Here is a 13520-nt window from a genome sequence, read left to right on the forward strand (position 1 = left end):
CGGCGAGGGTTTGCGAAGCATGACCCAGTGAATCAAAAGTCCCCGCCATTGGCGAGGACTTTGTCAGCGGTCTGAGGGGCGCACTCTCATGCGCCAGGCGCACTCTCATGCGCCCCTGCAAGCCTGAACAGGCCTCGATCGATCAGGCGATCTTGGCGCTCTGTGCTGCCGTTTCCGGCACCACTCGCTCGCTTCCCAGAATGAATGCGCGTCGCATGGGTTTGATGACGAACAAAGCGAGCAGCGCTGCGGTCGCATTGAGCGCAACGGCGACCACAAACACGGCCTGCCATCCGTAGCGTGCTGCGATCAGGCTCGCGAGCGGCACCAGCAACGCCGCCGTGCCCTTCGCTGTGTAGAGCATGCCGTTATTTGTCGTGGCGTATTTGGCACCAAACGTATCGCCCGATGTTGCCGGGAACAGGCTGTAGATCTCGCCGAACACGCCGAAGTAGACGGCCGTCGCCAGCACGAAGACGAGCGGGTTGTGGCCATAGGACGATAGCGTCAACAGCATCAGTGCAGCGGTGCCGAAGGCGATGAACATGGTGTGTTCACGGCCGATCTGATCGGACAACCAGCCGAACAGCGGGCGGCCGAAGCCGTCGAAGATGCGGTCGAGCGAGATTGCGAAAGTGAGCGCTGCCATCTCGAAGCCGGCGAGACTGACCGGCACATTGGCAATCTTGTAGTCGTGCGCGATCGGCGCGATCTGCGCTGCGGTCATCAAGCCACCGGCGGCGACCATGACGAAGACCAGATACATGATCCAGAAAATCGGGCTGCGCAGCACTTGCGGCGGCGTGAAGTCCGTCTTGGTCTGCGGCAGATTGAGCTGTTTCCGCTTCACCGGCACAGCCTGCAGAGGCGGGCGCATGAAGAAGGCGAGCACGAAAACAATCAGGCCCTGGCCGACGCCGAAGGTAAAGAATGCATGCTGATAGCCGCTCTCGGCAATCATATGCGCGATCGGCACAACAGTAATCGCAGCGCCCGCGCCGAAGCCTGCTGCTGTCGCTCCGGCGGCGAGGCCGCGGCGATCTGGGAACCACTTCAGCGCGTTGCCGACACAGGTGCCATAGACCGAACCGGCGCCGATGCCACCGACGATGGCGCCCGCATAGAGCAGCACCAGCGAGTCCGCATAGGAGTTCAGCACCCAGGCGAGGGTGATCATGATTCCGCCGAACATGATGACGACGCGGGGGCCGTATTTGTCGACAAACCAGGCTTCGACCGGCACCAGCCATGTCTCGACAACGACGAACAGGGTGAAGGCAAGCTGGATCGCGGCGCGACCCCAGTGATACTTGGCATCGATGGGATCGACGAACAGCGTCCATCCGTATTGCAGGTTGGCGATCATCGCCATGCAGACGATGCCCATCACGAGCTGGATCCAGCGGAAGCTGGAGTTGGGGGCGGTCGTCGAGTCGGTATGAGACATTGGGATTCCTCCGAGCGCGCCTCTTGATCGCGACTTAATGTCACGAATGCTGTGGCTTATTGCCGCAAGCGTCGCTTTTGGGGAGACTGGTATATTATATTCCAGGATGCAAGCCGAACTTGACTGTTCCCTGGCGCCGGTCATCACGCCTTGGCGCGACACTGGATTGCCGGACAAGGCAAAACGCGCCCAGCCAGGGCTGAGCGCGTTGTTTTCGTTCGGTTTTTCCGGATTTTGCTAGCTCGCGAGGGCCTTGGCAACGACGACCTTGCGCCATGGCTTCAGCACCGCAATCGCCAGCAACGACGCGAGGATATTGGCGCCTGCTGCGATCAGGAACACGCTGTCCCACGTGCCCGACGACTGCTGCATGTAGTTCGCGACAGGCACCAGAAGTGCCGCCGTTCCCTTGGCCGTGTAGAGCAGGCCGGCATTGGTTGTTGCGAATTTGGAGCCGAACGTGTCGGTGCAGGTCGATGGGAAGAGCGAATAGATCTCGCCCCATGCGAAGAACACGAAGCCCGACAACAGCACGAACCACAGCGGATCGTGGCCCCACATATACAGGGCCCAGATGCCGATGCCTTCCATGCCGAAGGCGATGAACATCGTGTTCTCGCGGCCGATCATGTCGGAGATCCAGCCGAAGAACGGACGTGTCAGGCCGTTGAGCACGCGATCGATCGTGGCCGCGAAAGTGACCGCGGTCATCGTCATCGCCATCAGCGTGACGGGCACGTTGTCGATCTTCCAGTCGGCCGCAATGGGCTTCAGGTTCGCCGTCACCATCAGGCCGCCGGCACCGACGATCACGAACATGAAGTACATCAGCCAGAAGATCGGATGGCGGATCACTTCCGTCGGAGCGTAGTTGCGACGGGTCTGGATGATATTCGCGTTTTGCGTGACCGCCGGTACCTGTCCAGCCTTCGGCGCGAACAGGAAGAAGGACAGGATCACGATGATGATGCCTTGTCCGAGACCGAAATACAGAAACGTGGTCTGGAAACCGGAATCCTTGATCATGGCCTGGATCGGCGCGACGGTGAGAGCCGAGCCTGCACCGAAGCCTGCAGCCGTGATGCCAGCCGCGAGGCCGCGCTTGTCGGGAAACCATTTCAGCGCGTTGCCGACGCAGGTGCCGTAGACGCCGCCAGCGCCGATGCCAGCGATGATCATGCCGAGATAGAAGCCGTTGAGCGTTTCCGCCTGTGCGTTGATCGCCCAGCCGATGCCGCAGAGAATGCCGCCGATGAGGACGACGATCTTCGGGCCGTATTTATCGACGAACCATCCTTCGACCGGAACCAGCCAGGTCTCGAATAAAACGAAGAGGGTGAAGGCCCACTGGATCGATGCACGATCCCAGCCGAACTTCTTCTGGATGTCGGGCACGAAGAATGTCCAGCCGTATTGATAGTTGGCGATCATCACCATCGCGCCAACGCCGATGGCAAGTTGTGTCCAGCGGTAAGCATCGCTGACAAGTGCGGCAGCAGGCGCCGCGCCGTGAACTGCATCAGTCATAGTTCCTCCTAAAGCGCTGTTCTATTGAGAGCTCGACAGCTGCGAAGGATAGTTTGGTATATGATATGCCAACTAACAAGCGAAATCTTGCCAATTTGCCGCTGCAAGTTTCGCATGACTCAATGCTGTACTGCCAAACGACAAGACAGCACGAAGCCGGCGGTCCAGACCGCCGGCTTTTGGGTTTGAACAGTTATTTGTACTGTTACTTACGCTGTTGCAGCGCGAGTACGCAGCCTTGTGAAGCCGCTCTGAATCACCGACCAGAACAGTGCGATCAGGCCGAGTATCATGATGCTGCTGACAAGCGTGTTCGAGAAGAAGATTCCGAGCGATCCCTGTGAGCCCAGCAATGACTGCCGGAAGGCTTCTTCGGCCTTGTCACCAAGCACGATGGCCAGCACCAGCGGGGCGAGGGGATAGTTACACTTCTTCAGTGCATAGCCGATGATACCGAATACCAGCATCATCACCACGTCGAAGGTCGAGTTGTGGACGGAGTAGGCGCCGATCGCGCAGAGCACCAGGATGAGTGGCGCGATAATGCTGAACGGAACCCGCAGGATCGCGGCGAAGAGCGGTACGCAGGTCAGTACGATAATCAGGCCGACAAGGTTGCCGAGATACATTGAAGCGATCAGGCCCCAGACAAACTCCTTTTGCTCGACGAACAGCATCGGACCGGGCTGCAGGCCCCAGATCAGCAGACCACCAAGAAGCACAGCGGCCGTCGGTGAACCGGGGACGCCGAGCGAGAGCATCGGCAGCAGGGCTGCGGTGCCAGCGGCGTGCGCGGCCGTTTCCGGAGCGATGACGCCTTCGATCTCACCCTTGCCGAAGTTGTGGCCGTTCTTGGAGACGCGCTTGGCAATGCCGTAACTCATGAACGACGCTGGTGTCGCACCTGCCGGGGTGACACCCATCCAGCAACCGATGATGCAGGAACGCAGTGACGTCATCCAGTATTGCGGCAGACTCATCCAGGTGCGGAGCACGACGCGAAGATCGATCTTCGCCTTGCCGCCCTGGAAGCGCAGGCCTTCTTCCATGGTGAGGAAGATTTCGCCGAGGCCGAACAGGCCGATGACCGCGATCAGGAAGTCGAAACCATTGAGGAGTTCGGTCGAGCCGAAGGTGAGACGCAGTTGTCCCGTGATGGAATCGAGGCCGACAGCGGCGAGGGCGAAGCCGATCATCATCGCCGCAATGGTCTTGAAAGGTGGCTCCTTACTCAGTCCGACGAAACTGCAGAATGCCAGGAAGTAGACCGCGAATTTCTCCGCGGGCCCGAAGCGTAAGGCGAAGCCTGCGACCAGCGGCGCCACCAAAGTGATCATGATGACGGCGAACAGCGCGCCGACGAAGGAGGAGGTGAAGGCGGCGGTCAGCGATTCGGCGGCCTTGCCCTGTTGCGCCATCGGATAGCCGTCGAATGTCGTGGCCACCGACCACGGTTCTCCGGGGATGTTGAACAAGATCGAAGTGATCGCGCCCCCGAACAATGCGCCCCAATAGATGCAGGACAGCATGATGATCGCCGATGTCGGCGGCATGCTGAAGGTGAGGGGCAGCAGAATCGCGACGCCATTGGCACCGCCAAGGCCGGGAAGCACGCCGATGATCACGCCGAGGACGATACCAAGGACCATCACCGCGATATTGAACGGCTGCAGCGCGACGGCAAAGCCCTGGAACAGGTTAGCAATTTCTTCCATGTCGAGTAGTCCTCAGAAAGAGACCGGCAGGCGCAACGGAATGGGAGATCGCGGAAATCAGAGACCAAGCAGATCCTCAAGCGGCCCTTTGGGAAGCGGCACGAGAAACCAGCGTTCGAAGATCAGGTAAGTGACGACCGGCATGCCGAGAGAGATGGCCGCGATGATGGGCCAATTATATTTGCCGAGCCAACGCATGAACCATGCGATGAAAATCAGCGATGACACGTAGAGGCCGATGAATGGCAGGACGCCGACATAGATGCCGGTGGGAATGACGACACTGAAGACCTGGCGCAACTGGCCCCATTCGGCGAACAGGCTGCCGTTGTCCTCGCGCAGTGTATTCAAGAGATTGATCAGACTGGAGATGATGATGAACAGCCCGATATAGAACGGGAAGAACCCGGCCTTCGGACCCTCCGCGCCCCAGTTGATGCCGGCCTTGATGCTGCCATAGACGACGATGGCGCCGAACAGGCCGATGACAGTGGTGACGCCCGCTTCGACGGATTTGTGGGACGGGCCTGCGTTGCTCGTGTGCTGCGTGGTCATGGACAACTCTGTGTGAGAGATCAGCGTCGATCAGCGTGCCATGTAGGCCGGACCTGATGTGCGATCAGGTCCGGCGTCATGGCGCCTGTGTCAGTTGCCTTGCTCAGTTTCCTTGCGCGAGGAAGCCGGCTTCCTTCATCAGGGTCTCGTGGCGCTTCTCTTCAGTGCCGACCCAGCTCGCATAGTCGCCACCGGTCATGAAGGTCGTATTGAAGGCGCCGCTCTTCATCAGGTCCTGCCACTCGGGCGTCGCGCGGACTTTCTTGAACAGCTCGACGTAATAGTCGATCTGATCCTTGGTCGCTTTTGGCCCCATGAAGATGCCGCGCAACATCACATACTCGATGTCGAGCCCCTGCGACTTGCAGGTCGGAATGTCTTTCCAGCCCTTGCCGTCGGCAACCTGTTCGTCATAGGCCATCGGCTTGCTGTCGAAAACGCAGAGCGGACGCACCTTGCCGCCGCGCCACTGCGCCACAGCCTCGATCGGGTTGTTCACGGTCGAATCGATGTGCTGGCCAACAAGCTGCACTGCGACTTCACCGCCGCCTTTGTAGGGAATGTAGGTGAACTTGCTGCCGATGGCTTTCTCGAGCGCGACCGTGATGATCTGGTCTTCCTGCTTCGAGCCGGTGCCGCCCATCTTGATCGTGCCGGCCGGCGCGGCTTTCACTGTGTCGATATAGTCTTTCACCGTCTTGTACGGCTTGTCGGCATTCACCCACAGCACGAACTCGTCGAGCGCCAGCATGGCGACCGGGGTGAGGTCCTTCCAGTTGAAGGGAATGCCGGTGGCGAGCGGGGTCGTGAACAGGTTCGAGAGGGTGATGATGATCTTGTGCGGATTGTTGTTCGCTGACTTCACATCGAGGAAGCCTTCACCGCCGGCGCCGCCCGACTTGTTGATGACAACGAGCGGCTGCTTCATCAGGCTGTGCTTGGTGATGATGCCCTGAATGGTGCGCGCCATCTGGTCGGCGCCGCCGCCTGTGCCCGCAGGAACGATCAATTCGACCGGGCGCGCTGGCTCCCATGCAGCAGATGCCGGGAGAGACGCCCCCAGACAGAGAATGGATGCAGCAGTGGCCAGCGTGAGACAAGAACCTAAGCGTTTCATTGTTTCTCTCCCATTCGTTTTGATAGCGTCGATCGTTCGTCGACTTTGAAATCGTCAGTGCGTGGTCGGGTCTTCCTTCGAATGTCCTGGCTGCAGCTGTGCAAACACGGCCTTGCGCGCGCCATATGCGCACGCCAGACTGTCGAGCCTCGAAACGGCTCGCCTGCAAAAAGGATGAGTGGGTCTGGATCGCTTTGTCATAGCGCGCACGGCATCGCACGCCCGCGAGGGCAGCTAAGCCTTTGTCCTCCCCAGGTATGCTTTCTGTTCAAACGTGAAGCATTACCGTTCGCGCATTTTGGTATGCGATATGCCAAGCGGCAAGCGATTAGAGCCGTTAAAAGCCGGGGAGGCTGAAATGTCGCAGGGAGTGCAAGACGTCGCTGCGATGCAACTACACAAACAAAAAAAACGGCCCCGGAAATCCGGGGCCAGTCGTCGGGAGGAACGCAGAGATTTTTGCACGGAAACAGCCGCGCGGAAGTAGCGAAGTGCGGTCTTACAGGCCGAAGCGGGGCAGGTCGCCGTTGCGCGCCGAGATGCGTGCGCTGGCCATCAACGCGCGATCGAGCGAGGCCATGAAGCGGGCGAAGAAGCTGGTGGAGGAAGCGAGGCCGAGCGAAGCAGTCTTCGACATGATTTTGATCCTTTGCTTGAGGTCGCCCCGTCTTGGCGCCTCATCTGGGATCAATTTACGTATACCAGATGCCAAGGACAATTGTCTTGTTTGCATAGCAGTATGATGATTTTGCAGTGCGATATGTATCGATTTGATTTTCTTATTAAAGTTCCGCGCTGGCTCTCCTCAATGAAAAAGGCCGCCAATCGGCGGCCTTTCGCATGTAATGATCTGAAATTACTTCTGAAATTACTCAGCGGCGACCTTGCGCGGCGGGTCCAGAGCGCCGGAGTCGTGGATTTCAGCGACCTGATGATCGCTGAAGCCCAGCACCTGCTTGAGGATTTCGTCGGTATGTTCGCCGAGCAGGGGCGAGCGGGTCACTTCGGTGGGGCTTTCCGATAGCTTAATCGGATTACCAACCGACAGATACTTGCCGCGCTCGGGGTGATCGACCTCGACCACGGTACCGGTGGCGCGCAGCGACTGGTCCTCGGCGAGCTCCTTCATGGACAGGATCGGGCCGCAGGGGATGTCATCCTTGTTGAGGATTTCCATCGCCTCGAACTTGGTCTTGGTCATCGTCCACTGCTCGATCCGCGCGAAGATCGCGTTGAGCTTGGGCAGGCGCACCGCCGGCTTGGCATAGGCCGGGTCGGTCTTCCAGGTCGGTTCGCCGATCACGTCGCAGATCTTCTCCCACACCGGCGCCTGGGTGATGAAGTAGATGTAGGCGTTCGGGTCGGTTTCCCAGCCCTTGCACTTCAGGATGCGGCCGGGCTGGCCACCGCCGGAGTCGTTGCCGGCGCGGGGCACGGCATCGCCGAACGGAATGCCTTCGCCGAACTGGCTGTATTCCTTGAGCGGGCCATGGGCGAGGCGCTGCTGGTCGCGCAGCTTGACGCGCGCAAGATTCAGCACGCCGTCCTGCATCGCGGCGGTGACCTTCTGACCCTTGCCGGTCTGCGTGCGCTGATAGAGCGCAGTGACGATGCCGAGGGCGAGATGCAGGCCGGTGCCGCTGTCGCCGATCTGTGCGCCGGTGACAAGCGGCAGGCCATCGCGGAAGCCGGTAGTGGAAGCCGCGCCGCCGGTGCACTGCGCGACGTTCTCATAGACCTTGCAGTCCTCATAGGGGCCGGGACCGAAGCCCTTGATGGAGGCAACGATCATCTTCGGGTTGATCTGCTGGATCTTCTCGAACGGGAAGCCCATGCGATCGAGCACGCCCGGTCCGAAGTTCTCGACCAGCACGTCGCACTCTTTCATCAACGCGGTGAGGACTTCCTTGCCCTTCGGGTTCTTGGTGTCGAGGGTGATCGAACGCTTGTTATGGTTCAGCATGGTGAAATACAGGCTGTCCACATTCGGCACGTCCTGAAGCTGGCCGCGCGTGATGTCGCCGACGCCGGGGCGTTCGACCTTGATCACGTCGGCGCCGAACCATGCCAGCAACTGCGTGCAGGTCGGCCCGGATTGGACGTGGGTGAAATCCAGAATGCGAACGCCTTTGAGCGCCTGTGTCATTGTTTTGCTCCCGTAACTAGTTTTGCCGCCTCGGCATATGAGAAAAGGAGACGGGGTCTCGCGACCCCGCCTGATGCGGTGTTATTTCTTCTTGCTGAGCACGCTCTGCGGATTGAGGTTACCGATACGGCCACTCTCGCTGCCGGCCGCCGGATCGATCACCGCATTGATGAGCGTCGGCTTGCCGGAATCCATCGCCGCATTCACGGCGCGCTTGAGTTCGTCGGGCGAGGTTGCGTTCACGCCAACGCCGCCGAAGGCTTCCATCATCTTGTCGTAGCGCGAGCCCTTGACGAAGACGGTGGGCGCAACGTCCGGGCCGCCGGTCGGATTGACGTCAGTGCCGCGATAGATGCCGTCATTGTTGAAGACGACGATGCAGACCGGCAGATTGTAGCGGCAGATGGTCTCCACCTCCATGCCGGAGAAACCGAATGCGCTGTCGCCTTCGATCGCCAGTACCGGCTTGCCGGTCTCGACAGCGGCAGCGATGCAATAGCCCATGCCGATGCCCATGATGCCCCAGGTGCCGACATCGATGCGCTTGCGCGGCTGATACATGTCGACGATGCCGCGGGCGAGATCGAGGGTGTTGGCGCCTTCGTTGACGAGCATTGCGTCGGGCCGTTCGGCGATGATGGTGCGGAGAACGCCGAGCGCGCCGTGGTAATCCATCGGCGAGTTATTGTTCATCAGCTTCGGCGCCATCTTCGCGACGTTCTCATCGCGCTTCGTGGTGACTGCTGATGTCCAGTCGGACGATGCCTTCTGCCAGCTCTTGCCCATGCCATCGAGCAAAGCAGTAACGCAGGAGCCGATATCGCCGACAACAGGAGCGACGATCTCGACGTTGGAATCCATTTCCTTCGGCTCGATGTCGATCTGGATGAACTTCTTGGGCGCGCTGCCCCAGGCCTTGCCCTTGCCGTGCGACAGCAGCCAGTTGAGGCGTGCGCCGATCAGCATGACGACGTCCGAGTCCTTCAGCACGGTGGAGCGCGCAGCGCCCGCGCATTGCGGATGCGTGTCAGGGAGTAGCCCCTTTGCCATGCTCATGGGCAGGAACGGAACGCCGGATGTCTCGACGAGTGCCTTCACGGCATCATCGGCCTGCGCATAGGCTGCACCCTTGCCAAGGATGATCAGCGGCTTCTTGGCAGATTTCAGCACGTCGAGGGCGCGCTTGATCGAATCCGGGGCAGGGATCTGCGCCGGTGCGGCGTCGATCACCTTCACGAGCGACTTCTTGCCGGCTTCGGCGTTCATCACCTGACCGAACAGCTTGGCCGGCAGATCGAGATAGACGCCGCCGGGACGGCCGGACACCGCGGCGCGGATCGCGCGCGCAAGGCCGATGCCGATGTCGGCCGCATGCAGTACGCGGAACGCGGCTTTACAAAGCGGCTTGGCGATCGCGAGCTGATCCATTTCCTCATAGTCGCCCTGCTGCAGGTCGACGATTTCGCGCTCGGACGAGCCGGAGATCAGGATCATCGGGAAGCAGTTGGTGGTGGCGTGGGCCAGCGCCGTGAGGCCGTTGAGAAAGCCGGGAGCCGACACGGTCAAACAGACGCCTGGCTTCTTGGTGAGATAGCCGGCGATCGATGCGGCATAGCCGGCGGCCTGTTCGTGACGGAACGACAGCACCCGGATGCCCTCGGCCTGCGCCATGCGGCCGAAGTCGGTAATCGGAATGCCCGGCACGCCATAGATCGTGTTGAGGCCATTGAGCTTGAGGGCATCGATGATCAGATGGAAGCCATCGGTCAGCTCCTGCTCGGCGGCTTCGTGGGTATCGATGCTCTGGACTACTGCGGACATCCCGCTCTCCCTGACTTTTCTTGTGACGGTTGGTCGTTGCTCAATTGGACGTGGTGCGAGTGGTGAACCGTCGTTTGACGGCGCCTAGGTAAACAGTTCCTGGCCATGGGCTTCGACATATGCAGCCAGACCCAGCGTGTGATCGCGCGCGCGCTTTTCCGCGAGCTCGGTGTTGCGCTCCTCGAGCGCTTCGATGATAGCCAGATGCTCGGGCAGGGACGTCGCGGTACGATCAGTGCGTCCGATGGTGAGCTGACGATAGCCGCGCACATGCAGCAGGATATCGTTGGTCATATCGACCAGCACTGGCGACTCGCTGAGCGAGATCAGCGCCTGGTGGAAAGCGATATTGGCCTTCGAATATTCCTCAACGTGGTCCTGTGGCAGACGGTCCTTGTTGAAGTCCTTGAAGAAGTCGCGCAGCGCCGAGATATCCTTCTTGCGCGCGGTGGTCGTGATCAGACGTGCGGCCATGCTTTCCAGCGCCGCCCAGGCGCGGATCATGTCGACGATCTCGACCTTGGTCTTGCGGACAACGACGATGCCGCGGCGTGGCACGGTCTTTACGAAGCCATCCTGCTCCAGCATCGCAATGGCTTCGCGGATCGGCGTGCGGCTGACGCCCAATCGTTCCGACAAGGCGCGCTCGTCGAGCATCACCGGATCGGGCGAGGTGTAGATGTCCATCTTGAGAATGGCTTCTTTCAAGGCTTCATAGGCCTTGGTCTTGAAGCTGGTCTCCGGTGCAATCCGAACGATCGCGATATCGGCTTCAGACATGACGGACGGCGCCTTGGGTTGTTTTTGCGTGGGCATGAATCATCTCCAGTCGAGACGTCCTACCACAGAAATAACATCGAGAATTTTTGGCATACCAGATGCCACCGTGTCAAGATGACAGCTGTTTCAGCAATTTTGCGCTGCAACGCGCCTTGACAATCAAGTTTCTGGCATACCAAATGCCATCAATCCGTCTATTGGAAAAGACGTGAAGGAGGAAGCCATGTCCCAATCGAATCTTGCCGTCAAAGAAGCTGCACCATCGGCGAAACAGGCCGTCCGCAAAGTTCTCGATGCGGTCAAAGCCGACAAGCGCACCAGCCTGACCGCCCCCGAGGGCAAGCTTGTGTGTGACGCATATGGCATTCCCGTGCCGAAAGAAGGCGTGGCCACCTCAGCCGCTGATGCTGCCAAGATGGCAAGCAGCATGGGCTTTCCGGTCGTCATGAAGATCGTCTCGCCGGACATTCTCCACAAGACCGAAGCGGGCGGCGTTATCGTCGGTGTGAAGACCGCTGAAGACGCGCAGAAAGCTTACGACACCATTTTGGCCAATGCCAAGAAGTACAAGGCCGATGCCAAGATAGAAGGTATCCAGGTTCAGCAGATGCTGATGGGCGGCACCGAAGTGATCATCGGCTCGATCACCGACGGTTCGTTTGGCAAGCTGGTGGCCTTTGGCCTCGGCGGCGTGCTGGTCGAAGTGCTGAAGGATGTCACCTTCCGTCTCGCGCCCGCCACCAATGAAGACGCGCTGTCGATGCTCGATGGCATTCAGGCCGCCGAGATGCTGCACGGCGTGCGCGGCGGCGATCCCGCCAACCGCGAGGCGCTGGCCGACATCATCGTCAAGGTATCGCAGCTCGTCAGCGACTTCCCCGAAATGGTCGAGCTCGATCTCAACCCGGTCTTCGCCACCAAGAAGGACGCCATTGCCGCCGACGTGCGCATTGTCGTCGATTTCGACTACAAGCCGCGCCCGGCGCCGCGCTCCAACGCCGAAATCGTCACGGCAATGAACCGCATCATGATGCCGAAGGCCGTTGCCGTGATCGGCGCCTCCGCCGAAGATGGCAAGATCGGCAATTCGGTGATGAAGAACCTCATCAACGGTGGCTACAAGGGCGACATCTACCCGATCCATCCGAAGGCCGAAGAGATCATGGGCCGCAAGGCCTATAAGAGCGTCAAGGACGTGCCGGGCGTGATCGACACCGCGGTGTTCGCGATCCCCGCCAAGTTCGTCGCCGGTGCCCTGATCGAGTGCGGAGAGAAGAAGATTCCAGGCGCGGTGCTGATCCCGTCGGGCTTCGCCGAAGCCAACGAGCCGGCACTGCAGGAAGAGATCGTCGAGATCGGCAAGAAATACGACGTCCGTCTGATGGGGCCGAACATCTATGGCTTCTATTACACGCCGGCCAATCTCTGCGCGACGTTCTGTACGGCTTACGATGTAAAGGGCTCGGCAGCCCTGTCGTCGCAGTCCGGCGGCATCGGTATGGCGATCATCGGCTTCTCGCGCTCGGCCAAGATGGGCGTGTCGGCCATCGTCGGTCTCGGCAACAAGTCGGATATCGACGAGGACGATCTGCTCGCCTTCTTCGAACAGGATCCGAACACCACGATCATCGCGCAGCACTGCGAGGATCTGAAGGACGGCCGTGCCTTCGCGGAAGCTGCCAAGCGCGTTTCCAAGAAGAAGCCGGTCGTCGTGCTCAAGGCTGGCCGCACCTCGGCCGGCGCCAAGGCAGCCTCGTCGCATACCGGTGCGCTTGCCGGTAACGACAAGATCTACGAGGACGTGCTGAAGCAGTCGGGCGTCATTCGCGCCCGCTCGCTGCGTCAGTTGCTTGAATTCGCGCGTGGCATTCCGGTGCTGCCAACGCCGAAGGGCGAGAACGTGCTGATCATCACCGGTGCCGGTGGGTCGGGCGTGCTGCTCTCCGACGCAGTGGTCGATAACGGCATGTCGTTGATGGCGATGCCGCCGGATCTGGATGCGGCGTTCCGCAAGTTCATTCCGCCGTTCGGTGCCGCCGGCAATCCGGTCGACATCACCGGTGGCGAACCGCCGATCACCTATGTCAACACCGTGAAGCTCGGTCTCACCGATGATCGCATCCACTCGCTGATCCTCGGCTACTGGCATACGATCGTGACGCCGCCGATGGTGTTCGCGCGCAACATGGTCGAGATCAAGAACGAGATGAAGGCCAAGGGCATCGAGAAGCCGATGGTTGCTTCGCTCGCGGGCGATGTCGAAGTCGAGGAGGCCGCCGAATATCTCTACCAGAACGGCATTCCGGCTTACGCCTATTCGACCGAATTGCCGGTCGAGGTGCTCGGCGCCAAGTACAAGTGGGCGCGCGGAGCGGGGCTGCTGTAAGCGGCGTTCCGATACGCAAAAACAAA

At 60.1% G+C, this 13520-nt stretch carries 10 protein-coding genes; 1 reads left to right on the top strand and 9 read right to left on the bottom strand.

Annotated features, from left to right (window positions below; all coding sequences use genetic code 11):
* Positions 1-142: 142 nt before the first annotated feature.
* The 9 genes from oxlT (AC1RLZ_RS30135) to AC1RLZ_RS30175 form a co-directional block, all read right to left on the bottom strand.
* Positions 143-1447, bottom strand: a complete 1305-nt coding sequence (gene oxlT, locus AC1RLZ_RS30135) for an oxalate/formate MFS antiporter (protein WP_493191680.1) — start codon at positions 1445-1447, stop codon at positions 143-145.
* 237 nt (positions 1448-1684) lie between these two features.
* Entirely contained in the window at positions 1685-2974 is a 1290-nt protein-coding gene (oxlT, locus tag AC1RLZ_RS30140; protein WP_493191681.1) for an oxalate/formate MFS antiporter, read from the bottom strand.
* Between the two features lie 209 nt (positions 2975-3183).
* Positions 3184-4689 carry a tripartite tricarboxylate transporter permease gene (locus AC1RLZ_RS30145; protein WP_371420568.1) on the bottom strand — a complete coding sequence of 502 codons (1506 nt, stop codon included), beginning with the start codon at positions 4687-4689 and terminating at the stop codon, positions 3184-3186.
* A gap of 57 nt (positions 4690-4746) precedes the next feature.
* Complete coding sequence (locus AC1RLZ_RS30150; RefSeq protein WP_493191682.1) at positions 4747-5244, bottom strand: tripartite tricarboxylate transporter TctB family protein; 498 nt, start codon at positions 5242-5244, stop codon at positions 4747-4749.
* 103 nt (positions 5245-5347) lie between these two features.
* Complete coding sequence (locus AC1RLZ_RS30155; RefSeq protein WP_493191683.1) at positions 5348-6361, bottom strand: Bug family tripartite tricarboxylate transporter substrate binding protein; 1014 nt, start codon at positions 6359-6361, stop codon at positions 5348-5350.
* 499 nt (positions 6362-6860) lie between these two features.
* Positions 6861-6998 (bottom strand): hypothetical protein, encoded by a 138-nt coding sequence (locus tag AC1RLZ_RS30160; RefSeq protein WP_371420571.1) that lies wholly within the window; start codon positions 6996-6998, stop codon positions 6861-6863.
* Positions 6999-7229: 231 nt separating this feature from the next.
* Positions 7230-8507: a formyl-CoA transferase gene (gene frc, locus AC1RLZ_RS30165; RefSeq protein WP_493191684.1), complete on the bottom strand. Its 1278-nt coding sequence runs from the start codon at positions 8505-8507 to the stop codon at positions 7230-7232.
* 81 nt (positions 8508-8588) lie between these two features.
* Positions 8589-10328, bottom strand: coding sequence for an oxalyl-CoA decarboxylase (gene oxc, locus AC1RLZ_RS30170; RefSeq protein ID WP_493191685.1), 1740 nt, complete (start codon positions 10326-10328; stop codon positions 8589-8591).
* Between the two features lie 84 nt (positions 10329-10412).
* The gene (locus AC1RLZ_RS30175; protein WP_371422483.1) at positions 10413-11144 is read right to left on the bottom strand and encodes a GntR family transcriptional regulator; all 732 of its coding nucleotides are present in this window, start codon (positions 11142-11144) and stop codon (positions 10413-10415) included.
* A gap of 187 nt (positions 11145-11331) precedes the next feature.
* On the opposite strand from AC1RLZ_RS30175, the gene AC1RLZ_RS30180 reads away from it, so the two are divergent.
* The gene (locus tag AC1RLZ_RS30180; RefSeq protein WP_371422484.1) at positions 11332-13494 is read left to right on the top strand and encodes an acetate--CoA ligase family protein; all 2163 of its coding nucleotides are present in this window, start codon (positions 11332-11334) and stop codon (positions 13492-13494) included.
* Positions 13495-13520: the final 26 nt, after the last annotated feature.

The sequence above is a fragment of the Tardiphaga sp. GW822-FHT04G09 genome, from assembly GCF_058800725.1.